This window comes from Pseudomonas chlororaphis, assembly GCF_001921865.1.
Taxonomy (GTDB): domain Bacteria; phylum Pseudomonadota; class Gammaproteobacteria; order Pseudomonadales; family Pseudomonadaceae; genus Aquipseudomonas; species Aquipseudomonas chlororaphis_D.
This window is the reverse complement of record NZ_MSCT01000006.1, coordinates 186,112-211,810: the sequence shown is the minus strand read 5'-3', so window position 1 is coordinate 211,810 and position 25,699 is coordinate 186,112. Positions and strand designations below refer to the sequence as shown.

Annotated in this window: 29 protein-coding genes; 14 read left to right on the top strand and 15 right to left on the bottom strand. The window is 65.6% G+C overall.

All coding sequences use genetic code 11. The features are described from left to right. Nucleotides 1–98: 98 nt before the first annotated feature. Nucleotides 99–1,019 (bottom strand): dihydrodipicolinate synthase family protein, encoded by a 921-nt coding sequence (locus BTN82_RS06440; protein WP_075118329.1) that lies wholly within the window; start codon nt 1,017–1,019, stop codon nt 99–101. A gap of 411 nt (nt 1,020–1,430) precedes the next feature. Between BTN82_RS06440 and BTN82_RS06435 the strand changes: the two genes are divergently transcribed. The 7 genes from BTN82_RS06435 (at nt 1,431) to BTN82_RS06405 (ending at nt 7,325) form a co-directional block, all read left to right on the top strand. After that, nucleotides 1,431–2,363: a 4-hydroxyproline epimerase gene (locus BTN82_RS06435; protein WP_075118328.1), complete on the top strand. Its 933-nt coding sequence runs from the start codon at nt 1,431–1,433 to the stop codon at nt 2,361–2,363. Beyond that, nucleotides 2,360–3,499: an NAD(P)/FAD-dependent oxidoreductase gene (locus BTN82_RS06430; RefSeq protein ID WP_075118327.1), complete on the top strand. Its 1,140-nt coding sequence runs from the start codon at nt 2,360–2,362 to the stop codon at nt 3,497–3,499. Before BTN82_RS06435 ends, BTN82_RS06430 begins: the two co-directional genes overlap by 4 nt. Then, a complete protein-coding gene (locus tag BTN82_RS06425) occupies nt 3,496–3,729 on the top strand; it encodes a (2Fe-2S)-binding protein (protein WP_075118326.1) in 234 nt (77 codons plus the stop codon). Before BTN82_RS06430 ends, BTN82_RS06425 begins: the two co-directional genes overlap by 4 nt. Beyond that, nucleotides 3,726–4,991: an FAD/NAD(P)-binding oxidoreductase gene (locus tag BTN82_RS06420; RefSeq protein ID WP_075118325.1), complete on the top strand. Its 1,266-nt coding sequence runs from the start codon at nt 3,726–3,728 to the stop codon at nt 4,989–4,991. The genes BTN82_RS06425 and BTN82_RS06420 overlap by 4 nt, the downstream gene beginning before the upstream one ends. A gap of 45 nt (nt 4,992–5,036) precedes the next feature. Next, nucleotides 5,037–5,810: an AraC family transcriptional regulator gene (locus tag BTN82_RS06415; protein ID WP_075118324.1), complete on the top strand. Its 774-nt coding sequence runs from the start codon at nt 5,037–5,039 to the stop codon at nt 5,808–5,810. A gap of 352 nt (nt 5,811–6,162) precedes the next feature. After that, complete coding sequence (locus BTN82_RS06410) at nt 6,163–6,666, top strand: inclusion body family protein (protein ID WP_075118323.1); 504 nt, start codon at nt 6,163–6,165, stop codon at nt 6,664–6,666. 119 nt (nt 6,667–6,785) lie between these two features. Next, a complete protein-coding gene (locus BTN82_RS06405) occupies nt 6,786–7,325 on the top strand; it encodes an AidA/PixA family protein (RefSeq protein WP_075118322.1) in 540 nt (179 codons plus the stop codon). Between the two features lie 199 nt (nt 7,326–7,524). Here the strand turns inward: BTN82_RS06405 and BTN82_RS06400 are convergent, their stop codons facing one another. The 4 genes from BTN82_RS06400 to fos form a co-directional block, all read right to left on the bottom strand. Next, the gene (locus BTN82_RS06400; RefSeq protein WP_075118321.1) at nt 7,525–8,049 is read right to left on the bottom strand and encodes a DUF4142 domain-containing protein; all 525 of its coding nucleotides are present in this window, start codon (nt 8,047–8,049) and stop codon (nt 7,525–7,527) included. A 148-nt stretch (nt 8,050–8,197) separates the two neighbouring features. Continuing rightward, nucleotides 8,198–9,538, bottom strand: coding sequence for a sensor domain-containing diguanylate cyclase (locus BTN82_RS06395; RefSeq protein WP_075118320.1), 1,341 nt, complete (start codon nt 9,536–9,538; stop codon nt 8,198–8,200). 111 nt (nt 9,539–9,649) lie between these two features. Beyond that, nucleotides 9,650–10,288 carry a LysE family translocator gene (locus BTN82_RS06390; RefSeq protein WP_075118319.1) on the bottom strand — a complete coding sequence of 213 codons (639 nt, stop codon included), beginning with the start codon at nt 10,286–10,288 and terminating at the stop codon, nt 9,650–9,652. 129 nt (nt 10,289–10,417) lie between these two features. Further along, a complete protein-coding gene (gene fos / locus BTN82_RS06385; protein WP_075118318.1) occupies nt 10,418–10,834 on the bottom strand; it encodes a fosfomycin resistance glutathione transferase in 417 nt (138 codons plus the stop codon). Between the two features lie 120 nt (nt 10,835–10,954). Between fos and BTN82_RS06380 the strand changes: the two genes are divergently transcribed. Together BTN82_RS06380 and BTN82_RS06375 are read left to right on the top strand one after the other, a co-directional pair. Further along, a complete protein-coding gene (locus tag BTN82_RS06380; RefSeq protein WP_075118317.1) occupies nt 10,955–11,194 on the top strand; it encodes a CopG family ribbon-helix-helix protein in 240 nt (79 codons plus the stop codon). Then, the gene (locus BTN82_RS06375; protein ID WP_075118316.1) at nt 11,184–11,468 is read left to right on the top strand and encodes a type II toxin-antitoxin system RelE/ParE family toxin; all 285 of its coding nucleotides are present in this window, start codon (nt 11,184–11,186) and stop codon (nt 11,466–11,468) included. The genes BTN82_RS06380 and BTN82_RS06375 overlap by 11 nt, the downstream gene beginning before the upstream one ends. A 44-nt stretch (nt 11,469–11,512) precedes the next feature. On the opposite strand, the gene BTN82_RS06370 is transcribed toward BTN82_RS06375, so the two are convergent. From BTN82_RS06370 to yiaY, 8 genes are all read right to left on the bottom strand, one after another. Continuing rightward, entirely contained in the window at nt 11,513–12,850 is a 1,338-nt protein-coding gene (locus BTN82_RS06370) for an MFS transporter (RefSeq protein WP_075118315.1), read from the bottom strand. A 62-nt stretch (nt 12,851–12,912) separates the two neighbouring features. Beyond that, nucleotides 12,913–13,854, bottom strand: coding sequence for a hydroxymethylglutaryl-CoA lyase (locus tag BTN82_RS06365; protein ID WP_075118314.1), 942 nt, complete (start codon nt 13,852–13,854; stop codon nt 12,913–12,915). Then, nucleotides 13,851–15,044, bottom strand: a complete 1,194-nt coding sequence (locus BTN82_RS06360) for a CaiB/BaiF CoA transferase family protein (RefSeq protein ID WP_075118313.1) — start codon at nt 15,042–15,044, stop codon at nt 13,851–13,853. The genes BTN82_RS06365 and BTN82_RS06360 overlap by 4 nt, the downstream gene beginning before the upstream one ends. Before the next feature lie 139 nt (nt 15,045–15,183). Next, nucleotides 15,184–16,095, bottom strand: coding sequence for a LysR family transcriptional regulator (locus tag BTN82_RS06355; protein WP_075118312.1), 912 nt, complete (start codon nt 16,093–16,095; stop codon nt 15,184–15,186). Nucleotides 16,096–16,142: 47 nt separating this feature from the next. Then, the gene (locus BTN82_RS06350) at nt 16,143–16,814 is read right to left on the bottom strand and encodes an NAD-dependent epimerase/dehydratase family protein (protein WP_075118311.1); all 672 of its coding nucleotides are present in this window, start codon (nt 16,812–16,814) and stop codon (nt 16,143–16,145) included. A 15-nt stretch (nt 16,815–16,829) separates the two neighbouring features. Continuing rightward, nucleotides 16,830–17,693, bottom strand: coding sequence for an oxidoreductase (locus BTN82_RS06345; RefSeq protein ID WP_075118310.1), 864 nt, complete (start codon nt 17,691–17,693; stop codon nt 16,830–16,832). 84 nt (nt 17,694–17,777) lie between these two features. Further along, nucleotides 17,778–18,350 (bottom strand): TetR/AcrR family transcriptional regulator, encoded by a 573-nt coding sequence (locus tag BTN82_RS06340; RefSeq protein WP_075118309.1) that lies wholly within the window; start codon nt 18,348–18,350, stop codon nt 17,778–17,780. A 183-nt stretch (nt 18,351–18,533) separates the two neighbouring features. Then, complete coding sequence (gene yiaY / locus BTN82_RS06335; protein WP_075118308.1) at nt 18,534–19,682, bottom strand: L-threonine dehydrogenase; 1,149 nt, start codon at nt 19,680–19,682, stop codon at nt 18,534–18,536. Between the two features lie 156 nt (nt 19,683–19,838). On the opposite strand from yiaY, the gene BTN82_RS06330 reads away from it, so the two are divergent. Then, nucleotides 19,839–20,858, top strand: coding sequence for a DUF4917 family protein (locus BTN82_RS06330; protein WP_075118307.1), 1,020 nt, complete (start codon nt 19,839–19,841; stop codon nt 20,856–20,858). A gap of 201 nt (nt 20,859–21,059) precedes the next feature. Here the strand turns inward: BTN82_RS06330 and BTN82_RS06325 are convergent, their stop codons facing one another. Next, nucleotides 21,060–21,602 carry a helix-turn-helix domain-containing protein gene (locus tag BTN82_RS06325; protein WP_075118306.1) on the bottom strand — a complete coding sequence of 181 codons (543 nt, stop codon included), beginning with the start codon at nt 21,600–21,602 and terminating at the stop codon, nt 21,060–21,062. Nucleotides 21,603–21,762: 160 nt separating this feature from the next. Between BTN82_RS06325 and BTN82_RS06320 the strand changes: the two genes are divergently transcribed. Together BTN82_RS06320 and BTN82_RS06315 are read left to right on the top strand one after the other, a co-directional pair. Further along, a complete protein-coding gene (locus BTN82_RS06320) occupies nt 21,763–22,545 on the top strand; it encodes an aldolase (protein WP_075118305.1) in 783 nt (260 codons plus the stop codon). A 26-nt stretch (nt 22,546–22,571) separates the two neighbouring features. Further along, entirely contained in the window at nt 22,572–23,459 is an 888-nt protein-coding gene (locus BTN82_RS06315) for a dihydrodipicolinate synthase family protein (protein ID WP_075118304.1), read from the top strand. Nucleotides 23,460–23,609: 150 nt separating this feature from the next. Here the strand turns inward: BTN82_RS06315 and BTN82_RS06310 are convergent, their stop codons facing one another. After that, complete coding sequence (locus tag BTN82_RS06310) at nt 23,610–23,945, bottom strand: YegP family protein (RefSeq protein ID WP_075118303.1); 336 nt, start codon at nt 23,943–23,945, stop codon at nt 23,610–23,612. A gap of 218 nt (nt 23,946–24,163) precedes the next feature. On the opposite strand from BTN82_RS06310, the gene BTN82_RS06305 reads away from it, so the two are divergent. Together BTN82_RS06305 and BTN82_RS06300 are read left to right on the top strand one after the other, a co-directional pair. Next, a complete protein-coding gene (locus BTN82_RS06305; protein WP_075118302.1) occupies nt 24,164–24,703 on the top strand; it encodes an RNA polymerase sigma factor in 540 nt (179 codons plus the stop codon). Continuing rightward, entirely contained in the window at nt 24,700–25,659 is a 960-nt protein-coding gene (locus tag BTN82_RS06300) for a FecR family protein (RefSeq protein WP_075118301.1), read from the top strand. Before BTN82_RS06305 ends, BTN82_RS06300 begins: the two co-directional genes overlap by 4 nt. The last annotated feature ends 40 nt before the right edge of the window (nt 25,660–25,699 follow it).

The following is a 25,699-nucleotide window of genomic DNA, read 5'->3' as shown; positions in this document are numbered from 1 at the left end:
CGCCTGCGAACAGGCGCTCGGCACGGTGAAACACGGTGATTGTTCTTCTCGAGGACAGGGCGCCCCGACACTGCGCGGCAGCGCCCTGCGACCGGGGGTTACAGACCGACGTCCGGCAGTTGCGGACGCTCGGCCAGGGCCTTGGCGACGATCGCCTTGACCTCGGCCAGGGTCTCGCCCTGCAGGGCCAGGCGCGGCGGCCGGGTGATCGAGGAACCGCGCCCGACCAGTTCCTCGCAGAGCTTGATGCACTGCACCAGGTCCGGACGCGCGTCCAGGTGCAGCAGCGGCATGAACCAGCGGTACAGCGCCAGGGCTTCCTCGAAGCGTTTTTCCCTGGCCAGGCGGAACAGCGTCTCGCCCTCTTTCGGGAAGGCGTTGGACATCCCCGAGACCCAGCCTTCGGCGCCGACGGCGATGCTTTCCACCACCACGTCGTCCAGCCCGGCGAACAGCACGAAGCGATCGCCCACGGCATTGCGCAGGTCGATGAAGCGCCGGGTGTCGCCGGAGGAATCCTTGAAGCAGACGATGTTTTCGCAGTCCTGCAAGGCGATCAGCACGTCCGGGGTGACGTCGTTCTTATAGATCGGCGGGTTGTTGTAGACCATCACCGGCAGGTCGGTGCCGGTGGCGATGGCGCGAAAGTGCGCGGCGGTTTCGTGGGACTTGGCCGAGTACACCAAGGCCGGCATCACCATCACCCCGTCGACGCCGACCTTGGCTGCTTCGCGCACGGTATTGCGGGCGAAGTCGGTGGTGAATTCGGCGATCCCGGCGATCACCGGCACTCGGCCGCCGGCGGCGTCCTTGGCGACCTCGATCACCGAGAGTTTTTCCGCGGTGCTCAGGGAAGTGTTTTCACCGACGGTGCCGCACACCACCAGGCCCGACACACCGTCGGCCACCAAGTTGCGCATGACCTTGTGGGTGGCGTCCAGGTCGAGGGAAAAGTCGGCTTTGAACTGGGTGCTGACGGCAGGGAATACACCGCTCCAATGAATGGCTTTACGGCTCATGGTCTGGTCCTTGTTCGTTGAGTCGGTCGGGGCCGACAGGCGTTGGAAACGCCAAACAGATTCCGCTTTTCGCCGCGCCGCAGCTTGAGGTTTTTCGCCCCGGAGCAAGACGAAATCGGCATATTTGCCCAGTCGCGCATAGAGCTTTCCCCATCCACCGCCGCCTCTGTAGCCGCTGCCGCAGGCTGCGCACGGGCGCGCAGCGGCCGCCAATCCAGGCGCCGCGGTGCATCAGGTAAATAGGGGATACCGACTCAGCGTCTGCTGCGCAGCCGTACGCAGCCTGCGGCAGCGGCTACAGCGTCCGGCAACAGCCACTGTGCCGATTTCGTCATCCGCCGCAGAGAAAACCGACAAGCGATGCGGTGCTTTCCCGGGTGAATCTGTAGGTCTTTTCCGTCAGGTGCCGCCATGAAAAAAATAACCGTCATCGATTCACACACCGGGGGCGAACCGACCCGCCTGGTCGTCGCCGGCTTTCCCGACCTGGGCAACGGCTCGATGGCCGAACGGCTGGCCGTTCTCCAGGACCGGCACGATCATTGGCGCACGGCCTGTGTCCTGGAACCTCGGGGCAGCGACGTGCTGGTCGGCGCCTTGCTCTGCGAACCGCAGGCGGCGGATGCCTGTGCCGGGGTGATCTTCTTCAACAACAGCGGTTACCTGGGCATGTGCGGCCACGGCACCATCGGCCTGGTGCGCTCGCTGCATCACCTGGGCCGCATCGCCCCCGGCGTGCACCGCATCGAAACCCCGGTGGGCACGGTCAGCGCCACCCTGCACGACGACCTCTCGGTCAGCGTGCGCAATGTCCCGGCCTACCGTTATCGCAGCGGCGTCGAACTGCAGTTGCCCGGCCACGGCAAGGTCCGCGGCGACATCGCCTGGGGCGGCAACTGGTTCTTCCTGATCAGCGAGCATGGCCAGCGCATCGCCCTGGATAACGTCGACGCCCTGACCCACTACACCTGGGCCGTGCGCGAAGCCCTGGAAGCCGCCGCCATCCGCGGCGCCGACGGCGGCGTGATCGACCACATCGAACTGTTCGCCGACGACGATCGGGCCGACAGCCGCAACTTCGTGCTGTGCCCCGGCAAGGCCTACGACCGCTCCCCGTGCGGCACCGGCACCAGCGCCAAGCTGGCGTGCCTGGCCGCCGACGGCAAGCTCGCCCCCGGCCAGCTCTGGCACCAGGCCAGCGTGGTCGGCAGCCAGTTCAGCGCCAGCTACGAGCAAGCCGGCGAACAGATCATCCCGACCCTGCGCGGCACTGCCCACCTCAGCGCCGAAGCCACCTTGCTGATCGAAGAGAGCGACCCCTTCGCCTGGGGCATCGTCCCATGAGCCAGCCGGCCGAAGCCGATGCACTGGTGATTGGCGGCGGTATCGTCGGCGCCGCCTGCGCCCACGAAATGGCCCGGCGCGGCCTGCGGGTGCGGGTACTCGACAACGCCAGCGGCGGGGCCACCGGCGCGGGCATGGGGCACCTGGTGGCGATGGATGACAACCCCGCCGAACTTGCACTGAGCCACTACTCCATCGGCCTCTGGAATCAGCTGCGCACACGCCTGCCGGCCGCCTGCGCCTACCGTAACTGCGGCACCCTGTGGCTGGCCGCGGACAACGCGGAAATGGACCTGGCGCGGGCCAAGCAAGCCGCCCTGGCCGAACACGGGGTGGCCGGCGAACTGCTCGACGGCGCGGCCCTGGGCGCACTCGAACCCATGCTGCGCAAACATCTGGGCGGCGCCCTGAAGATTCCCGGCGACGGCATTCTCTACGCCCCGGCCACGGCTCACTGGCTGTTGCACGAGACGCCGGGAGTGAGCTGCGAACGCGCCACGGTCAGGGCCATCGCCGCCCACCGCGTGGAGCTCGACGACGGCCGGGTACTGCGCGCCGAGTACGTGGTCCTGGCCAACGGCCTGGCGGCGCGCGACCTGCTGCCGGCCTTGCCGCTGCGGGCGAAGAAGGGCCATCTGCTGATCACCGATCGCTACCCGCGGCAGGTGTCCCATCAACTGGTGGAACTGGGCTACGCCGCCAGCGCCCACGCCAGCAACGGCACCTCGGTGGCGTTCAACGTGCAGCCGCGGCCGACCGGGCAATTGCTGATCGGCTCGTCCCGGCAGTTCGACACCCTCGACCCGGCCATCGACGCCGACGTCCTGGCGCCGATGCTGCAACGGGCGGTGGCCTACCTGCCGGGGCTCGCGCAATTGAACGGCATCCGCGCCTGGACCGGCTTTCGCGCCGCCACCCCGGACGGCTTGCCGATCCTCGGCCGGCATCCCCAGGAGAAAGGCCTGTGGCTGGCGGTCGGCCACGAAGGCCTGGGCGTCACCACCGCTCCCGGCAGCGGCCGCCTGCTGGCCAGCCTGATGCTCGGCGAACGACCGGATATCGACGCCTTCGCCTATCGCCCCGAACGCTTCGCCACTCTTGCCGCCCTCCCCCCTGCACCCGGAACCGCCCCATGATCATCTACCTGGACCATCAGCCGCTGGCCGTGCGCGAGGGCCTGAGCGTGGCCGCCGCCCTCGCCGGCAGCGGCGACGAACGCACCCGGACCTCCTGCACCGGCCAGCCGCGGGCCCCCTTCTGCGGCATGGGCGTCTGCCAGGAATGCCGCATGACCATCGACGGCCGGCGCCAGCTGGCCTGCCAGACCCTGTGCCGCGAAGGCCTGCACGTGGAGCGCACGCCATGAACGAACGACACCTGCACTGCGACATCCTCATCGTCGGCAGCGGTCCGGCCGGCCTCGCGGCGGCCCAGGCGGCGAGCCGGCGCGAGCTGTCCATCGTCCTGCTCGACGACAACCCGCGCACCGGCGGCCAGATCTGGCGCAACGGCCCAGGCGTCGTCCTCGCCCGGGCGGCGCGCCAGGCCCTGCGGGTGCTGGAACACCCACGGCTGCGCTACCTGCCGGGCACCCGGGTAGTGGCCGGCGCAGGCGCCAATACCCTGCTGCTGGAAAACGCCGAACAAGCGTTGCTGGTGCGCTACCAGAGCCTGATCCTGTGCTGCGGCGCGCGCGAGCTGCTGCTGCCCTTCCCCGGCTGGACCTTGCCGGGAGTCACCGGGGCCGGGGCGTTGCAGGCCCTGCTGAAAAACGGCCTGGCGGTGGCCGGCGAGCGCGTGGTCGTCGCCGGCAGCGGACCGTTGCTGCTGGCCAGCGCCGCCACCGCGCGGCAAGCCGGCGCTCGGCTGAAGGCGGTGCTGGAACAAGCCTCGGCGGCCGCCCTGGGGACATTTGCCGCCGGCTTATGGCGCTGGCCGGCCAAGCTCGGCCAAGCCGCCCGCCTGGCAACCCCGGCCTATCGCTACAACGCCCACGTGCTCGAAGCCCTGGGCGAAGACCGCCTGGAAGCAGTACGCATCCGCCAGGGCGGGAAGGTGCGGGAACTGCCTTGCGAACGCCTGGCCTGCGGGTTCGGCCTGGTGCCCAACACCGCCCTGGCCAGCCACCTGGGCTGCCAGTTGCAAGGCGAGGCGATTGCCGTGGATCGCCAGCAGGGCACCAGCCTCGCGCAGGTCTATGCCGCTGGCGAATGCACCGGAATCGGCGGCAGCGAACTGGCCCGGGTCGAAGGCGAAATCGCCGGGCTGGTCGCCAGCGGGCAGCCCCAGGACGCCGTCGCGTTGATCCAGCAGCGTGACCATTGGCAGGCATTTGCCGATCGGGTGCGCAAGGCTTTCGCCCTCGACCCCGCGCTTCTGCGCCTGGCGCAAGCTGATACGCTGCTGTGCCGCTGCGAAGATGTGCCCTACGCCGCGGTGGCTGGCAAAGCGCACTGGACCGAGGCCAAACTGCACAGCCGCTGCGGCATGGGCGCCTGCCAGGGACGGATCTGCGCCACCGCAGCCCAGGCGCTGTTCGGCTGGACGCCGCCGACACCAAGGGCGCCCCTGGTGCCGGCGCGGATCGAAACCTTGTTGCTGCAATCGTCGATGCCTGCCGTAAAGTGAGGGCCTGGCGGTACGCGCCCTGCCCCCCGGAAAGAGCAACCCCTGATGATCGATACCCTTCTGCACCGCCTGCCCGAAGCCCTCGCCAGCCAACCGTGCGCGGATATTCACGGTTTCCTGGGCAGCATGGCCCTGGTCATCCCGCTGCTCGACACCCTGCCCAACGCGGTGTTTTTCATCAAGGACCTGCAAGCCCGCTACCTCGTCGCCAACCTGACCCTGGCCCAGCGGTGCGGCTTCAAGAGCGTCGCGCCGCTGCTGGGCAAGACCTCGGCCGAGGTGTTTCCCGCGGTGCTCGGCCCGGTCTACACCGAGCAGGACCAGCGCGTGCTGCGCCAGGGCATCACCATCAAGGGCCAGCTGGAACTGCACCTGTACGGCAGCCGCGAACCGGGCTGGTGCCTGACCCACAAACTGCCGCTGCTCGGGCATCACGGGCAGATCATCGGCATGGCCGGCATCTCCCTCGACCTGCAGGCCGCCCGCGACGCGCACCCGGCCTACGAACGCCTGGCCGCGGTGGACCGGCATATCCGCGAGCACTACAACGAGGCCATCCGGCTCGACGACCTGACCCACATCGCCGACCTGTCCATCGCTCAGCTGGAGCGCTACTGCAAGCGCATCTTCCACCTCACCCCGCGCCAGATGATCCACAAGGTGCGGCTGGAACATGCCTCGCGCCTGCTGCTCGGCGAACTGCCGATCACCGACGTCGCCCTGCAATGCGGCTACACCGACCACAGCGCCTTCAGCCGCCAGTTCAAGGCCTTGACCGGGGTCAGCCCGCGGCAGTTTCGACAGAACGCCGCGCACTGAAAAGCGCCGCGCAGAGATCCCGGGTGGCCGCCGCGACACGCCTCGCCCACTGCGTACCAAGCGCTCTTGAGCGCTGCGTTCTTATCGCCAATCGGCAGGTACTTATGTTCGAAAACGACCGCTGGTCGCGAGTCAGGCTGCTCTTTTTGACAGCCCCCCCGGTGGATCTATAGTCCAGTCGCGGCCTGTTGGAAGGAACCCCGGCCGTCAGACAGTAGGCAGGGAGCCAGGCCAGCTCGTATCCGTGACAGACGGGTTCCGCAAAGAAGTGCGCACGTACAACGGCCGCAAGGCATCCAACGTTGTTGTCTCTGGCAAGCGCCAGACACTTACTCTGAAAAGGAGCTTCATCATGTCTCGAGTCACGGATATTCTCGTTTCGATCGACACCGAAACCATCCTGAAAAACTACCCGAACATCAGCAAGAATCCGAATGCGCCGACGATGATCGACGTCAACCACGTCTACATGGTGACCAATCAGAACAACGTGGTCAGCGGCCAGGCCGGTGGCGAACTCAACCTCAAGGCCCAGGTCGGCGACCTGATCCGCTGGCGTGAAACCAGCCTGTCGCAGAGCTTCGAAACCGCGGTGGTGTTCTACAAGTTCATCGGCAACCAGGGCAACGAGCTGATCTCCACCCCGACCCCGCGCAAGGCCACCGCCTGCGTAGCGGTGCCCAACACCAGCAACCCTTCGGTGCCGAGCTGCCAGAAAGTGGATAACTACTACTGGTCCTCCGAAACGCTGGCCTGCGGCAGCGTCACCTACCACTTCAACTTCCTAATCGTGGACCGCAGCTGCCAGATCGTCGGCTGCTGCTCGTGGGACCCGTTCATTACCATCCGCAACTGATGCACAAGGCCCCTTGGCGACAAGGGGCCAACCTGCCCCGCGACCGCTCCCGCTGACACAGGATGTCTCACCCAAGCCTGCGCCGTCGCTGCTCGTCAACATCATGCAAGGAACACGTGATGTCTACCGACCCTTCAGTTTCCGCTACCGCACCGGCCCATCTCTTGTTCATCGTCGACGCCGAAAGCCTGCTGGCACGCTACCCGCAACCGAGCCAGGCGGCGGACGCTCCGACCCCGATCGAGCCGGGCTTCGTTTTCCCTCTCGGCGGCGCCCACCTGCCCAACGCCAACAGCAGCGGCGACACCTTGAACTGCATCGCCGACATCGGCCAGGTCTTCCATATCCGTGGCCGCACCATCGCCCTGCGCGCCGAACACAGCGTGGTGATCTACCAGATCGCCATCGGCGACGCCGGCGTCCTGTCGCCGCCCGAACTGCGGGTCCAGCCCGACCGGGACGTCCCGGCCCTCGACCTGGAAAACCCGGACCAGCCCATCACCCATCAAGCCGACGACCACTTCTGGCGCGTCACCCACCTCAAGCCCGGAACGGCAACCTGCCAGGTCAGCTTCATGCTGGTCGACACCGAGTGCCAGGTGGCGGGGTATTTCGGTTGGGAGGTCGAGGTGGCGTTGGCAGAGCCGGCATCGGCCTGACGCCAACGGCTCGCTCCCGGCGGGGCGAGCCTTCGAGGGTGCTACGCCTGCAAACAACGTGAGTTTTCCCGCGACCGCCGATCTCTGAAGCTCAGGCGCAACCGCCCAGGAGATGGGCAGCACGGCAGACCGATCTGAAGCCGTGCCGAGAACGCCCCGGGAGCATCAGGCGCGCTCCCGTTACATCAGCCAACGATACTCAACCCTCCAGTTGCTCCGGGGTCCGCCCGGCCTTGAGGGCCTTGGCCATTTGCAGGTGGTTCCGCAATTTCGGCAGGGTCTCTTCGGCGAAGGCCTTGAGCTCGGGGACCCCGGTGGTTTCGGCTTGCCGGCGGATCTGCTCGATGGCTTCTTCGGTGGCCTTGACCTGGCTCTCGGCGTAGGCCGCGTCGAAGGCCTCGCCTTCGGCCACTTCGGGGATCAACGCCTTGGACTTGCTGATGACTTCTTCCCGAGGAGCCACGGGCAGGTCGAGTTTCCTGGCGATTTTCGCCAGGTGCTGGTTGGCCGTGGTGCGGTCGTTGATGACCAGGATGGTGTAGTCCTTGACCGCCTTGGACGAGGTCTTCTGATGGGCCAGGCGGCTGGCCTCGATGTCTGCCATGCCCTTGGCCGAAGCGTCGTCGATGAACTCCGCCGGGGACTGGGCGAACGCGCCGCTGGCGCCCAGGCCAAGCAGCAGCGTGAGGCAGGCGCGGGATAAATGGCTGGCCATGAAGCTCATGGTGTCGGCCTCCTTCGATGAGGTAACGGCGCACGGCGCCGGCACAGGTTGAGAGCATTCAGGCCATCGAAGGTTTGAAAAAGTTGCAGCGGTTTCGACGAGTGGTTGCCCCGCACAGACCGCGCGGGGCTGTCCCGCGCCGGCGTAGTCAGGCGCGGGACGGGCTTCGCTGGGCGCGCTTGGCGGCGTACATCGCTTCGTCGGCGTGCTTGAACAACTGCTGTTCGTCGTGGCCATGCTCGGGAAACAGGCCGATGCCGATGCTCGGCAGGACACTCAGTTGATGACCGTCCAGGCGCAGCGGTTCAGCGAGCACCTGGCGAATCTTCGCGGCAACGACCGCGGCGTCCTCGGCGTGCTGGATACTGCCCAGCAACACCACGAACTCATCGCCGCCGATGCGCGCCACGGTGTCGCTCTCGCGCACGCAGGCCTTGAGCCGGTTGCCCATGGCCTGCAACAGCATGTCGCCGACGGCATGGCCAAAGGTATCGTTGACCTGCTTGAACTGGTCCAGGTCCACGTAGAGCAAAGCCATGCGCCCGGACTCGCGACGGGCGCGGGCCAAAGCGCTGCGCAGGCGCTCGCGCAGCAGTTCACGGTTGGGCAGTTGGGTCAGCTGGTCGTACTGGGCCATGTATTGCAGGCGCGCATGCAGCTGCTTGCGTTCGATGGCGGTGGCGAGCTGGGCGCAGACGTATTGCAGCAGCTCCTTGTCTTGCTCGGTGTAGCGCTCGTCCCCCGGCGCGCTTTTGACGATCAGCGCGCCGATGGTGCCCTTCTGCGAGCTCAGCGGCACACCGAGCCAACACGGTGAATGCGGCCCGGCGAGCGCATCGGCCAGCGGCCCGGGATGGTCGGGGGTCAGCAGCAAGGGCTGGCCGCTGCGGATCACCTCGGCGCACAGGCTGCCGGTCAGGGTGCCGGGCTGCTCCGGGTACGCTTCGCTGTCGTCGACATGGTAGGGAAAGCTCAGCACCTGGCAATGTTCGTCGTACAGGGCCACGGAAAAATTCAGCGCCGGCAACCATTCGCCGATGATCTGGTGCACGTGCCGGAACAGCGCCAGCAGGTCTTCGGCGGCGTGGGCCGCTTCGGAGATCGCATACAGCGCAGCCTGGCGCGATTCGGCCTGCTTGCGTTCGGTGATGTCGCGGGCCACGGCGATGCGCAACTGATCGACCTCGGACCAGCGCGCCGACCAGAGGATGTGCGCCACTTGCCCATCCTTGCGCAGGTAACGGTTCTCGAAGTTGGGCATGGGCTCGCCGGCCATGATCCGGCTGGCGGCCTGCTGGGTGCGTATCCGGTCGGCCGGGTGCACCAGTTCGATCATGCGCCGGCCGATCAGCTCGTCCGGGGTATAACCGAAAATGCGCTCGCAGGCGGCGCTGACAAAGACGAAACGGCCGTCGATATCCACCGCGCAGACGGCGTCCAGCAGAAGGTCGATGAAACTGGCCAGGGGCGCGGAATTCTTGGTTGCCATCAGGGAACGACACTGCCTGTGAAAATGAAGCGCCGAGTATCAATCCCTGGGTTGCGGCAGCGGTACAGGAGCGCTGCTGGTCCGTGACTGTCGCAACCTTGCGAACAGCCTTTACGCCTTGTTCGCCAACAGCCCCGGAACGGCATGCAGCAAGGCGTTGATGGCAAACCCGATGAACATCACCCCGCAGATCCGGGTGATCGTCAGTTCGTGACGCTGATACAGGGTCCGCACCTGCCGCGCACCGACGATGCCAATGAGAATAGCGTATGCGCCAAGGCCGCCGAGGAAACTGAGCACGATCAGCCAGGGCAGCATCGACCACTCGAGCAGCTCGGCGCGGCTGGACAGCAACGCGGTAAACGTCGCCACCGCCACCGGGTAAGCCTTGGGGTTGGTCAGGCCGAACAGGATGCCGTGCCAGAACGGTTCGCGGGCCGGGCCCTGGGGCGCCTGCTCGCTGCTGCGGCGGCTGCGGATCGCGCGCATGCCCAGCCAGAACAGATACAGGCCGCTGAGCACGCCCAGCACATCGAACGCGGTACTGCCGATCTCCCGGGCGCCGACGATGGCGATCAACGCCGTGCTGCACCAGACCACGTCGCCCAGCAGATGCCCGCAGAGAAAACCGGCGCCGGCCCGCCGCCCGCGCGCCGCGCCGATGCCGAATACCGCCAGCACGCCGGGGCCGGGGGTGATGCCGTAGATAAAGCCCGAGGCGAGAACCGCCAGTAACAGCGAAGACGTCATGCCACACTCCGAAGCGCCACGTGCGGCGCAGTTTCGATGGCGAGGATTCTGCCGACTTGTGCGCCCTCGCACCACCCCGTAATGATCGTCGCGGCGACCGCCAGCCCGTTTAAAACCGCCCGCGAAGGGTCATTCGTCGGTAAAGATCGTCATTCCGGCATAAGGCTGCCGCCGGCAGGCGCGCAAACGCGACGCCAGGTCGCCGACATGGGCTTCCAGCCGGTGGCCGTCGGGGTCGAGAAAATAGAACGAGGCGCCCTCGCTGCGGTTGTCGCGCCACTCCCGCACCCCGGCCTCGCGCAAGCGCTGGACGAAGGCCGGAAAATCCCCGGCCCCGATGCCGAAGGCGTAATGGGTGTAGTCCGGTGCCGCCGGCGGCTGGCGCGCCGGGTCCAGCGACAGGCACAGCCACAAGCCCGGCAGCGACAGATAAGCGCCGCCGTCCCAACGCGCGTCCAGGCGCAACTGCAACAGGTCGCGGTAAAACCCCAGGCTGCGGTCCAGGTCGGCGACAGCGAGGGTCAGGTGGTTGAGGCCGGTGAGCATGGGAAAAGGTCCTGAGTCATCTTGAATCAAAGCATCGCCGACACTGGGCGAATGGCTCTGCTGCCAGCGCCGTAGAGCGATGTAGTCTGTTGTATTACAAACCACTACATCGAGTTAACCATGTCCGTCATGTCCTTGCGTCTACCCGATGATGTTGCCGATACCCTGGCTCACTTGGCAAAGGCCACAGGCCGCAGCAAGTCGTTTCTTGCCGTGGACGCCTTGCGAGAATATCTGGCCCGCGAAGCCTGGCAAATCGATGAGATCCAGAAAGCCCTGGCTGAAGCCGACTCAGGCGATTTCGCCAGCGCCGAAGAGCTGGAAGGCGTGCTGGATAAATGGACTGGCAATGCACATTGAAGGGCTGCGTACCACCCTCAAGAATCTTGATGACGAAACCGCTCATATTGCGCAGGACAACCCTCGGGCCGCCGCGCAATTCGTCAATGCCATCCAAAGCAGCATTCAACACCTGAGCCGTTTTCCCGCCAGTGGCCACGAAGGTCGCTTACCGGGAACCCGGGAGTGGATCGTCCCGGGTCACCCTTACCTGATCCCCTACCGCGTTCGCCAGGGGTGCCTGCAGATACTGCGAATTTTCCATACCCGGCGCTTGCCACCTACCGGTTGGTAAGACGAACCATTGACCGGAGCGTCGCCACCCCCACCTACCCCCGCTTATTGCTTGTCGAGCGTACGCAGCTTCTGCGGCAGCCCCCACAGCAACAGGGCCGCGGCGATCAGGCTGGCGACGCCGATGACGTAGAGCGCCGGCGTGGTGCTGCCGGTCAGGTCGCGGATGCGGCCGACCATGACCGGGCTGACGATGCCACCGAACTGGCCCAGGGTGTTGATTACCGCGATCCCGCCCGCCGCTCCAGCGCCCGCGCCCGCGCCGGCCAGGAGTTTCGGCGGCAGGGTCCAGAAAGTCGGGATCGAGGCGATGATGCCAGCGCCGAGCAGGCTCAGGGCGACGATCAGTAAGGTGGTGTGATCGGCGAAGATCCCCGCGCAGAAAAACCCCACCGCACCCAGGGCCACCAGGCCGCTGACGAACTTGCGGCGCTCGCCCGTGGCATCGGACAGCCGGCCGACCAGCACCATGCTGATGGCGCCGCAGATATAAGGCACCGCGGTCAGCAGGCCGATCGTCACCGCGCTCTGGGTGCCGGCGCTGCGGATCAGCTGCGGCGCCCAGAAGTTCAGGCCGTACGACGCCACCTGGATCAGGAAGTAGATCAGCCCCAGGGTCAGGAACCCGGGAATGCGCAGGGCCGCCAGTAACGAGCTGCCACCCTGGTGCGGCTCATGCCGGGCGATACGGCTGGCCAGCAGGGTCTTCTCCGTCGGGGTCAGCCAGTGGGCGTCTTCGATGCGGTCCTTGAGCAGGGTCAGCACCAGCAGTCCGAGGCCGATGCACGGCACGCCGCCGAGCAGGAACAGCCAGTGCCAGCCGCGCATCTGCAACACGCCGTCGAGGTGTTCCAGCACCAGCCCGGAGAACGGCGCGCCCACCAGCCCGGCGAACGCCGAGGCGAGGAACAGCAGCGAGGTGATGCGCCCGCGATAGTGCTGGGGAAACCACAGTGTCAGGTAATACAGCACGCCGGGGGCGAAGCCCGCCTCCATCGCGCCGATCACGAAACGCAGGGCATAGAACTGCCATTCGCTGGTGACGAACACCATGGCCGCGGTGGCCAGGCCCCAGGACATCATGATCCGGGCGATCCAGCGCCGCGCACCGACCTTGTACAGCATCATGTTGCTCGGCACCTCGAACAGCACGTAACCCACCACGAACAGCCCGGCGCCAAGGCCATAGGCGGTGTCGCTCAGACTCAGGTCGGCCTGGAGCTGGAACTTGGCGAAGCTGATGTTGATGCGGTCGAAAAAGGCGAACAGGTAGCAGACCATGATCAGCGGCATCAGGCGCCAGGCGACTTTGCTGACCAGGGCTTTTTCCGCGTCGACCGTTGCGGCCGGGCTCGCGCCGGCCTCCAGAGCGTTAGGGTTCATCGTGGTTCTCCAGGCGGGCTTCCCGTGGGTGCCCGATTGTTTTTGTTGTCTGGGGTAAAACGTTACAGCGCCGCGACGTCGTCCGGGACCGGATGCAAGTCGCAATTGCGGCCGGCCTTGGCCACCTGGCCGGGCAACTCGTGCCCGAGCAGCGCTGGCAGTTGCCGGGACAGCGTCAGCAGATGAGCCAGGTCGATGCCGGTGGCAATGCCCATCTCGGCGCACAGGTTGACCAGGTCTTCGGTGCAGATATTGCCCGAGGCGCCCGGGGCGAACGGGCAGCCGCCGAGGCCGCCGAGGGCCGCGTCGAAACGCCGGGCGCCGGCCTCGTAGGCGGCCAGCACATTGCACAGGCCCAAGCCGCGGGTGTTGTGGAAATGCAGGGTCAGGGCAGATGCCGGCAGCCGTTGCAACACCCGCCGCACCAGGCGCTCGACCTGGCGCGGGTTGGCCATGCCGGTGGTGTCGGCCAGGGTGATGCCTTGCATGCCCAGTTCCAGGTAGGCCTCGACGATCTGCACCACCCGGTCTTCGTCGATCCGCCCCTCGAACGGGCAACCGAAGGTGGTGGCGATGCTCGCATTGAGCCGCACCGACGAACCTTCGACAAACCTGACCACCTCGCCGAAGGCCGCCAGCGACTGCTCGCAGCTCATGCGCATATTGGCCCGGTTGTGGGTCTGGCTGGCGGACATCACCAGGTTCAGTTCGTCGGCGCGGCTGGCCAGCGCCCGCTGCGCGCCCTTGAGGTTGGGGATCAGCGCCACGTAGATCAGCCCCGGCTGGCGCCGGATGCCTTGGAACACCTGCTCGCCGTCGCGCAGGGCGGGAATGGCCTTGGGCGAAACGAAGGAGCCGGCCTCGATTCGGCTGAAACCGGCCAGCGACAGTTGATCGATCAAGGCAATCTTGTCGGCGGTCGCGACCCAGGTCGGCTCGATCTGCAAACCGTCGCGGGGCGAGACTTCCTGGACGATCAGGGCCTCGGAGAAATCGCTGTTCATTGCACCACTCCCGCCTGTTTCAAACGTTGGATATCGGCTCCGGCCAACCCCAGCCCGGCGAGGATGCCGTCGGTGTGCTGGCCCAGGGCCGGGCCTTGCCAGTTGACCGCGCCGGGCGTGGCCGAGAGTTTGGGGACGATGCCAGGCATCGTCACCCGGACGCCGCCGGGCAGCTCGGCGTCGAGCAGCATGTCCCGCGCCTGGTAATGCGGATCGGCAACGATATCGGCCACCGAATAGATGCGCCCGGCCGGCACCTCGGCGGCCTGCAACGCCGCCAGCACCGCGTCGATCGGCTGGCTGCTGGTCCAGTGGGTGATCGCTGCGTCCAGCAGGCCGCTCTGGGCCGCACGCCCGTCGTTATGGGCGAATTCGGGCGCCTCGCCCAGGTCCGGCCGACCGATCACCGCCATCAAGCGCTTGTAGATCGGGTCGCTGTTGCCGGCGATCACCACATAGGCGCCATCGGCGGTCAGGTAGGTGTTGGACGGCGCGATACCCGGCAGCGCCCCGCCGCTGCGTTCGCGCACATGGCCGAGCATGGCGTACTCCGGCACCAGGCTTTCCATCAGGTTGAACACGCTCTCGGCCAGGGACACATCCACCACCTGCCCTTCGCCCTGCCCGGTCTTGACCCGCAGCAAGGACATCAGCGCGCCGATCACCGCATGCAGCGAGGCCAGAGAATCGCCGAGGCTGACGCCGACCCGCGCCGGCGGCGAGCCCGGAGTGCCGGTGGTGTAGCGGATGCCGCCCATGGCCTCGCCAATGGCGCCGAAACCCGGACGGTCGCGGTACGGGCCGGTCTGGCCATAGCCGGAAATACGCACCAGGGTCAGCCGCGGGTTGAGGGCGTGCAACACGTCCCAGCCCAGGCCGAGTTTTTCCAGGGCGCCGGGGCGCAGGTTTTCGATCAACACATCGGCGTCACGGGCCAGTTGCTTGAGCAGCTCGATGCCTTCGGCGGACTTGAGGTTGAGCGCCAGGGACTTCTTGTTGCGCGATTGCAGGTACCACCAGAGCGAGGTGCCCTCGTGGAGCTTTCGCCACTTGCGAAGCGGATCGCCCTGGCCGATGGCTTCGACCTTGATCACCTCGGCGCCGAATTCGCCCAGCACGCGGGCGGCAAAAGGCGCGGCGATCAGCGTGCCGATCTCGATCACCTTGATTCCGCTTAAGGGAGCAGTCATGGCGGGTACCTCTATGTTCTTGGAATTTGTACCAAGGCTAGAGGAGGCGGCAGCGGTAAATCCAACCTTCAGTTGGCAACGGTCGTTCGCCAAACGCGAACGACCGGTCAAGGGGCCAAGGGGCCACCATCGCCAACGCCTACAGGCGGCCGTCGCGCAGATGCTCGAACAACAAACGGCTGACCGGCGACAGCGCCGCTTCGTCGCGCACCACCAGGATCAGCAGGCGTTCCGACCAGTCGTCGTTCAGCCGCACCGCATGCAGGCCCAGCGCCCGCCCGAACAACTCGAAGGCACCCGCGGGCAGGATGCCGATGCCCATGCCGGCCTGGACCATGCGGCACATCGCGTCGAACCCCGGCACATGGATGCGCAGGCGCAGCACCTTGCCGGCCGCCCGTGCCGCGGCATGAGTACGCATATTGATCGAACTGGCCGCATGCAGGCCGACGTAATCGCTGTCCAGGGTGTCGTCGAACGCCAGCTCGCCGCGGCTGGCCAGCGGGTGGTCCGGGCGCATCAGCACTACCAGCTTGTCGCGCCGGTACGGCACGCTGCGCAAGCCCTTGGTATCGGTGTCGCTGGAGCAGATGCCAAGGTCCGCCACGCCGTCGAGCACGCCTTGCACCACGCCGTTGCTGGGCCGTTCCTCCAGGTCGGTCTTGACCTGCGAATGCAGCGCGGAAAACGCCCGCAGGTCTTCGGGCAGGAACTGGATGATCGCCGACAGGTTGGCCAGCATGCGTACGTAACCGCGCACGCCGTGACTGTGTTCGCCCAGCTCCAGGCCCATTTTCTCGACGTTGAACAGCATCTGCCGCGCATGGTGCAACAGGGTTTCCCCGGCCGGCGTCAGGGTCATGCCCTTGGCCTGGCGCACGAACAGGCTGATGCCAAGCGCTTCCTCCAGCTCCATCAAGCGTTTGCTCGCCGCCGACACCGCGATCGCCTCGCGCGAGGCGGCGCGGGTCAGGGTGCCCTCCTGATGGACGGCGACGAACAGTTGCAGGGTGATCAGGTCCAGGCGGCGGATCAGGCTCTTTTGCAGCATCACGGGCTCGCGAATTCGGCTCGAAGAGCCCGCAGGATATCGCCCTTTCAGCGCTCGGAGGCAAGCCGGTTGATCGCCGCGCCATCGATGATCGCCGTGGGCGCGCCGTGCCGTGCCACAACGAGCATCGCCTTGCCGACCTCCGCGGTGCTGGTCACCGCATGGGGCCAGCGCCGGCGCGCCCAGGACAGCAGCGGCCCGAGCGCGCTGTAGAACATCTGATAGAAGGCGGTCTTCGAACGGATACCGTGCAGCGGCTGGATCGCCCCCGGCCGGAACAGGTAGACCGCCTTGAACGGCAGGCGCTGCACGGCGTTTTCGGTGCGGCCCTTGACCCGCGCCCACATGGTTCGCCCCTGCTCGCTGCTGTCGGTGCTGGCACCGGACACATAGACGAAGGTCATCTGCGGGTTGAGCCGCGCCAAGGTCGTGGCGGCGGCCAGGGTCAGGTCGTAGGTCAGCCGGCTGTACTGCGCTTCGGCCATGCCCACGGCGGACACGCCCAGGCAAAAGAAGCAGGCATCGAAGCCCTGCAATTCGGCCTCCAGCCGGCTGTAGTCGAACAGGTCGCGGTGATGCAGCTGGCTCAACTTGCCGTGCTTCTGGCCAAGCGGCGTGCGGCCGATGGCGACCACTTCCTGCACGTCGCCGGCCAGCAGGCACTCACGCAAGACGCCCTGACCGACCATGCCGGTGGCGCCGAATAACAGAACTCTCATGGTGTTCCTTATGGATTATTGAACGGGAAAGGCCGGCAGCGGCCCGGTGGCGGCAAAGTCACTCGCCGCGCTGACTTCGCGCCAGCGTTCAGCGGCTGCGGCACGATCGCTCTCCGCCGCGCCCGCGTACTGCAAGGCGTCGCTGCCAATCAGCAGGTGGACCGGCGGTTTTGGGTGATAGGCCAGCTTGAGGACGATCTGCGCGACCTTGTCCGGGTCGCCGGCCTCGTGACCGACGTATTGGCTGAGCATCTGGTTCACCGAACCGACACTGGCCTGGTATTCCTCGAGGACCGGCACCGCCTTCTGCCGAGCCCGTACGCCCCAGTTGGTACGCATGCCACCTGGCTCCAGGGCGCAGACCTTGATCCCCAACGACGCCACTTCCTGGGCCAGGACTTCGGTAAAGCCGCCCACCGCCCACTTTGCCGACTGATAGGCGCTCAAGCCCGGTATGCCGACACGTCCGCCCACCGACGAGATCTGCAGGATGTGCCCGCTGCGCTGGGCGCGCATGAACGGCAGCGCCGCGCGGCTGAGGTTGACCACGCCGAAGAGGTTGGTTTCCACCTCGGCGCGAAACGCCTCCTCGCTGGTCTGCTCGAAGGCACTCAACTGACCGTAACCGGCATTGTTGACCAGCACGTCGAGGCGGCCGAAAACGCCGATGGCCACCTGCACCGCCGCCTTGGCCGCGGCCGAATCGGTGACATCCAGCGCCACCGCGCGCACCCGATCGCCATAACGGCGGACCAGATCGTCCAGCTGCCGCGGCTGTCGCGCCGTCGCCACCAAACGATCCCCGGCCGCCAGCACGGCCTCGGCAATATTGCGCCCCAGGCCACTGGCGCTTCCCGTAATCAACCAGACTTTGGACATGACTCACTCCTGCTTCAGGTTAAGGTCAATTTAAATGAGCGAGTACTCACTCATTTTTCACGCAAGAAAAACGACTTCCGTCGTTCATTCCCTGGCAATCGCATTCCACAGCGCCTCGAACCCCGCCTCGGCGTATTGATCGGCCTGCCCGGGTTCGCGACTGATGAAGTCCATGGCGGTTTCCGCCAGCGCGCCCATGATCGCCGAGAGAAAAGCCGGCGGCTGCTGGCGCAGCAGCCCCAGGGCCATGCTCTCCTGCATCAGCGCATTGACCTCGACAAAGTCCTGCATGCCCGCCAGCTTGCTCTGTTCGGTCACCTGCCCGCTCAGGTTGAGCAAGGTCATGACCTTGCGTTTCTGCGGCTCGGCCACGCCCCACTCGACGTAAGCCTGCCAGACATGACGCAGGCGTTTTTTCAGCGTCTCGTTGCGTGGGTAGCCGGGCATCATCACATCGCGCAATTCGCTCTTGAGGTCCAGGTAAAGCTCGTTGAGCAGCTCGTCCTTGGTGGCGAAGTAGTTGAACAGCGTCCCTTCGGCGACTCCCGCGGCCTTGGCGATCTTCAACGCGGGCGAAGCCAGGCCCTGCTCGGCGAACACCTCGACGGCGGCACTGAGGAGGGCATTACGTTTGTCTGCGCTTTTGGGACGGGCCATGGGGGACGGAAAGCCTGGCGATAAATGAGTAGTTACTCAGTTAACCATCCAGCGCACTTTTCTGGCAAGCGCGATTTATGTGCCCTGTAGGAGCGATCGATCGCGCCAGCGGTCAAGGCGATGTTCCACGTTGTCTTGACGAACATCGTGAGCAAGCTCGCTCCTACAGGGAATGGGGATGGGTCAGAAAGCGTTGCGGAAGATTTCCTCGATCTGGCGCTGGTCGGCAGTGCGCGGGTTGGTCAGGCCGCAGGCGTCTTTCAGGGCATTGGCGGCCAGCACCGGAATGTCCGTCAGCTTGGCGCCCAGGTCGCGCAGGCCGCTGGGGATCTCGACATCCCGGGCCAGCCCGCGGATGGCACTGATGGCCGCCTGCGCGCCCTCTTCCGGGCTGAAGCCGCGAATGTCCGCGCCCATGGCGTGGGCCACATCGGTCAGGCGCTCGGCGCAAACCATGGCGTTGAAACTCTGCACATGGGGCAGCAGCACGGCGTTGCATACGCCGTGGGGCAAGTCGTAGAAACCGCCGAGCTGGTGCGCCATGGCATGCACGAACCCCAGCGACGCATTGTTGAACGCCATGCCGGCGAGGAACTGGGCGTACGCCATGTTTTCCCGGGCGAGCAGATCGCTGCCGTCGTGCACCGCCTGGCGCAGGTTCTGGCTGATCATGGTCACGGCTTTCAACGCGCAGGCATCGGTGATCGGGTTGGCCGCGGTGGACACGTAAGCCTCGATCGCGTGGGTCAGCGCGTCCATGCCGGTGGCGGCGGTCAGGCCCTTGGGCATGGCGACCATCAGCGCCGGATCGTTGACCGACAGCAGCGGCGTGACGTTACGGTCGACGATGGCCATTTTCACGTGGCGGGTTTCGTCGGTGATGATGCAGAAGCGGGTCATTTCGCTGGCGGTGCCGGCGGTGGTGTTGATGGCGATCAGCGGCAGCTGCGGCTTGGCCGAGCGGTCGACGCCTTCGTAATCGCCGATATGCCCGCCGTTGGTGGCGCACAGGGCAATGCCCTTGGCGCAGTCGTGGGGCGAGCCGCCGCCCAGGGAGATCACGAAATCGCATTGGCTGTGCTGCAAATGCGCCAGGCCCTTCTCGACGTTGTCGATGCTCGGGTTGGGCTTGGCGCCGTCGAAAATCGCCGAATCGATATCCTGCATCGCCAGCTTCTCGGCAATCATGTTCGCCACCCCGGCCTTGGCCAGGCCAGCATCAGTGACGATCAGCGCCTTGCGAAAGCCATAGTTGCGAATCGCGGCCATGGCTTCGTCGAGGCAGTCGATGCCCATGATGTTCACGGCGGGAATGAAAAAAGTGCTGCTCATGGCGCGTCCTCCAGGCGGGTGCCGAATCGGCCATACCGACCGGCAAATAAGCACAGGATCGACCCATAGGTCGCAGGCGTTGTTGACCTGGCTCAAGGGTCGGTCGTGATAAAGTCGGCGCCCTGTACACCTTTTGCCTTGAGACGACGAACCGCGATGATGGATTTCCAGGAATTTGATACCGACCTTGAAGACTGGAACGCCTTGCGCGCCGGCACGCCGATCGCCGGCCTGCTGATCGGCAACGGCGCCAGCCGCGCGGTGTGGGAAGACTTCGCCTACGACTCGCTGTTCGAGAACGCCCGCACAGTCGAGGAAAAGCCCCTGAGCCCCTCCGAACTGAGTGTGTTCGAGGCCCTGCAAACCCGCAGTTTCGAGCAGGTGCTGGGCGCGCTGAAGACCACCAGCCGGGTCAACAAGGCCCTGGCCGTGAGCTCCGCGGCGCCGCGCAACCGCTACTACGCGATCAAGGAAGCGCTGATCAATACCGTGCACGCGGTGCACATTCCGTGGCGCCTGGTGCAGCCGGCGACGCTGGCGCAGATCAACCAGGAACTGCGCCGCTACCGCACGGTGTTCACCAGCAACTACGACCTGCTCAATTACTGGGCGATCCAGCACGACGCCCAGGGCCTGGACGACCTGTTCCAGGGCAGCGACCCGAGCTTCGACATCGGCCGCGGCGCCAGCGACCAGACCCGCGTGCTGTACCTGCACGGCGGCCTGCACCTGGTGCGCAACCAGGACGGCACCGCGCGCAAGCTGGGCTCCACCGAAGGCACCCTGCTGGGCAACTTCGCCATCAACAACACCCTGAAAACCCTCGACGACGTGCCGCTGTTCGTCAACGAAGGCCCGGTGGCGGACAAGCTCAGGACCATCCGCGGCAGCGACTACCTGTCGTTCTGTTACCAGCAGTTGCTGAGCCACGGCGATGCGCTGTGTCTCTTCGGCCACGCCCTGGGCCCGCAGGACAGCCACCTGGTGGAGGCCCTGCGCCAGGCCGCGCCCAAGACCCTGGCGATCTCGATCTACCCGCGCAGCAAGGCGTTCATCCAGCACCAGAAGCGCCACTACGCCCAGCTGTTCGAGGGGCTGGAGGTGACGCTGCGGTTCTTCGATGCCAAGACCCATGCGCTGGGCGCGCCAGCGCTGTCAGTACCGGTCGAACGCTGAACCCCGCACAGCCTGTAGGAGCGAGGCTTGCCCGCGATCCAGGCGCCGCGGTCTATCTGGACGGACGCCATCGCGAGCAAGCTTCGCTCCTACAGGTCTCGCAGGCACCTATAGCCGCTGCCGCAGGCTGCGCACCGCTCTCAAGCACGCGGAAGGTCCTGCGGACCTTGCGCAGCCTGCGGCAGCGGCTACAGGATCGGCTCACTCCTCGCTGCTGTGCACCACCACCAGCAACTGCGCCTGCACCTCGCCCACCGAGCGCAGGCGGTGCGGTTTTTGCGCGTTGAAGTGCAGCGCGTCGCCGCGGTTGAGGATCACCCGCTCGTTCATGAAATCCACTTCCACCTGCCCTTCGTGGACAAACAGGAACTCTTCGCCCAAGTGCTCCTTGAAGCTCTTGTCGGTGAACTCCCGCGGCGGGTAGATGATGAACGGCAGCAGGCTGCGCTCGCTGACCTGGTGCGCCAGCACCGCATACCCCGGCGCCTGGTCGTTGGCTGCCAGCGACTGGCGTTCGTCGCTGCGCACCAGGCTGTAGCTGTCGAGGCCGACGTTGTCTTCGGCGAACAGCTCCTCGACTTTCACATTCAGGGCCTTGGCCAGCTTCAACGCCGCAGCGATCGACGGCGTGTTCAAGCCACGCTCGACTTTCGACAGGTAGCTCTTGGTCATGCCGGATTTCTCGGCCAACGCCTCGAGCGTTACGCCAAGTTTTTTTCTCAATAATTTCAAACGGATAGACATTTAGAACGGTTAATCCATCAAGGAGGCGACGATTTGTTCTTGCCAATGACACAATGTGTCATATAGCCTCTTTAGTGTCATTTGCTTTCACCCAACGACCTTGCGAGCAGCGGGAGCTGGCAAATCCGACGTCCATTGAAACGACCAAAGGACAACCGACATGGCCAAGACATTAGCATTACCCAAAGACCAGCTGATCAAGCAAGCCCTGACCCAGATGCAAAATACTCTGGCGGATAATACGTGGACCGACCGGCAAAAGCTGGCCCTGACGTGCCGCATCCTGTTCGAAAACGGCCACGACTCCGGCCTCGCCGGGCAGATCACCGCCCGCGGCCCGCAGCCGGGCACCTACTACACCCAGCAACTGGGCCTGGGTTTCGACGAGATCACCGCCGGCAACCTGCTGCTGGTCAACGAAGACCTGGAAGTGCTCGAAGGCCACGGCATGCCGAACCCGGCCAACCGTTTCCACAGCTGGGTGTACCGCGCCCGTCCGGACGTCAACTGCATCATCCACACGCACCCGACCCATGTCGCCGCGCTGTCGATGATCGAAGTGCCGCTGGAAATCTCCCATATGGACCTGTGCCCGTTGTATGAAGACTGCGCCTTCCTCGAGGCCTGGCCGGGCGTGCCGGTGGGCAACGAAGAAGGCGAAATCATCTCCGACGCCCTGGGCGACAAGCGCGCCATCCTGCTGTCGCACCACGGCCAGCTGTCCACCGGCGCCAGCATCGAGGAAGCCTGCGTGATCGCCCAACTGATCGAGCGCGCCGCCAAGCTGCAATTGCTGGCCATGGCCGCGGGCACCATCAAGCCGATCCTGCCGGAGCTCGGCCGCGACGCCCACGACTGGATCTCCAAGCCCAAGCGTCACAGCGCCGCCTTCAACTACTACGCTCGGCAGAACCTCAAGCAACACGCCGATTGCCTGAACTGACCCCTATTCGTCAAAGGAGCGACCCCATGTCGAACACAACTATCCACGGCATCATCGGCTACACCATCACCCCGTTCACCGCCAACGGCGAGCAACTGGACCTGGACACCCTCGGCCGTTCCATCGATCGCCTGATCGACAGCGGCGTACACGCCATCGCGCCCCTGGGCAGCACCGGCGAAGGCGCTTACCTGAGCGACGCCGAGTGGGACCAGGTCAGCGAGTTCAGCATCCAGCGGGTGGCCAAGCGCGTGCCGACCATCGTCAGCGTCTCCGACCTGACCACCGCCAAGGCCGTGCGCCGCGCGCGCTTTGCCGAAGCCAAGGGCGCCGATGTGGTGATGGTGCTGCCGGCCTCCTACTGGAAACTCAGCGAAGCCGAGATCCTCGCCCACTACCAGGCCATCGGCGACAGCGTCGGCGTGCCGATCATGCTCTACAACAACCCGGCCACCAGCGGCACCGACATGTCGGTGGAACTGATCCTGCGGATCTTCAACGCCGTGGAAAACGTGACCATGGTCAAGGAGAGCACCGGCGACATCCAGCGCATGCATAAGCTGCAACTGCTGGGCGAAGGCCGGGTACCGTTCTACAACGGCTGCAACCCGCTGGCCCTAGAGGCTTTCGCCGCCGGCGCCAAGGGCTGGTGCACCGCCGCGGCGAACCTGATCCCGCGGCTCAACCTGGACCTCTACCAGGCAGTCCTGGACAACGACCTGGACCGCGCGCGCGAGCTGTTCTATCGCCAGCTGCCGCTGCTCGACTTCATCCTCAAGGGCGGCTTGCCGACCACCATCAAGGCCGGGCTGAACATGACCGGCCTGCAAGTCGGCGACCCACGCCGGCCGGTGTTCCCGCTGGGCGAAGTCGGACGCAACCAGTTGCAAGCCATCTTGAACGCGCTCCGCTAACCCCTGCCGGAGCCAGCTTGCTCGCGATCGCGCCCGGCCTGACACACCGCGGCGCCCCAATCGCCGGCAAGCCTGGCTCCCACAAATATCGCGCCCAACAAAAAGCCCGACAGGTTGTCCTGTCGGGCTTTTGTATTTCAGCGCAGCAACTTAAACGGTCTTGTCCTTGATGGTGGTGGTTGGACCGTTGGTCTTGACGCTTGCAATCCCGGCATCGCGCGCCGCTTCGGACGAATAGCGCTGGCTGCTGCCGATGATCTGATGGTTCGCCGCCTTGAGGTTGAAGTAAGGCTTACCGTCCTTGGCGACTTCCTTGGCGTAACGGGCATCGGTGGGGCTGTTGGCCTGTACCGAAGCGATGCCGTTTTCGGCGGCGCTGCGGCTGCTGTACAGCTCACTCGTCAAAATGGTTTCGGCGTTGCCGGCCTTGAGGACAAAACGGAATTGTCCGTCAGTGCTTTTGCTCAATTCATACCATCCAGCCATGGTGTCGCTCCTGAGTATCCGAACATGCGAATGCACTTCGGATTAAAGCCTGTCTGTGCTGTTTTACCAGCGTTTGGGGGGTGTGTTGCTGAGGCACGAACCATCAGACAGGCAAAACCGCCACCGGTTCAGGGGGCGAAAACTCATGCAGACAAATAGTAATAATTCTCGATATCATTCACGGCTTTTCTGCCCGGCAGCCCTCGCGAAGGATTTTCATGTCTCGCTTCAAGCCCGACCCCACCTCGGCGGACCCCGTTCGCGGGTTCTATGCGGACATCCTGCATTACCTGCGTAAACGCACGGACAACGCCAGCGATGCGGCGGACATGACCCAGGACGTCTTCACCCAATGGCTCGATTACCGCGACCGGGCCAAGGTCGAACAACCCCGCGCCTTCCTGTTCCAGATGGCGCGCAACCTGCTGCGCGATCACTGGCGCCGGCAGAAGGTCAGGCACAAGGTGCATCACGAACCCCATGCAGCAGAATCCGAACCGCTGGCCGACGAATACCACGAGCCCCTGCCGGCCGCCCAGCGCCTGCAACGCCTGGAACAATTGAAGGCCGCGCTCGCCGAACTCTCGCCGCGCCGCCGCGAAGCCCTTATGCTGCACCGCTTCGAAGGCCTGAGCCAGGCGCAGATAGCCGAACGCATGGGCATATCCCTGAGCATGGTGGAAAAACACATCGCCTTTGCCCTGCTGCACTGCAAGCAGCGCCTGGAACGGGAACACGGCAAGGAGCACACCCAATGACCCGCCTTAGCGACACCGACCAGCCCGACGACAGCATCGACGCCCAGGCGGCGCGCTGGTTCACCCGCAACCGCGACGACCGCAGCCAGGCCACGCGCGAGGCCTTCGAGGCCTGGTCGAGCGAACCCGCCCACGCCCACGCTTACGCCGGGTTCGAACAACTGTGGGCGGAACTGGCCGGGCTTGAACAACTGAACCGGCCAACGCCGCTGCCGCTGCGCAAGAAATCCCGCTGGCGCCCGGCGCTGGCGGCCGCCGCCGCGCTGGTCTGCGCGCTGCTGGCCATCGAGCTGGGCGCTCCGCCGGCGCTGCACTGGCAACAGATCGCCGCCCAGGACCAGGGCGTGCGCAGCTTCAGCCTGCCCGACGGCAGCACCCTGTACGTCAATGCCAACACCCGCCTGCACATCGACTTCAGTGCCCACCAGCGCAACCTCTACCTGGAGCAGGGCCAGCTGTACCTGGAAGTGGCCGCCGACAAGGAACGACCGCTGTGGGTGCACTCTGGCAACGCCAGCGTGCGGGTGGTCGGCACCGGCTTCGACGTGCGGCGCGGCCAGAAACAGCTGGTGGTCAGCGTTGCCCATGGCCAGGTGGCCTTCACCCCCGACGCGCGGAAAACCGATTCGCTGCTGCTCGGCGCCCGCCAGCGCGGCATCTACGACTACGCCAGCGGCACCCTGCGCGAGCAGGCGGTGAACGTCGACGAGGTCGCCGACTGGCGCAGCGGCCACCTGGCCTTTCGCAACCGCGAACTGGCCAGCCTGGTGGACGAGCTGAACCTCTACCGTCGCCAGCCGGTGCTGCTGGCCGACGGCGCGCTGGGCACCTTCAAGGTCTCGGGCAACCTCGACGTGCAGGACCCGGACGCCCTGATCAAGGCCCTGCCGGCGCTGATTCCGGTGAAAACCGTGGCCCTGGCCGACGGCCGCGTGCGGATCGAAGCGCGGCGCTGAACTCATATGCGAATATTTTGCATTCGCATATGAGGTTTTA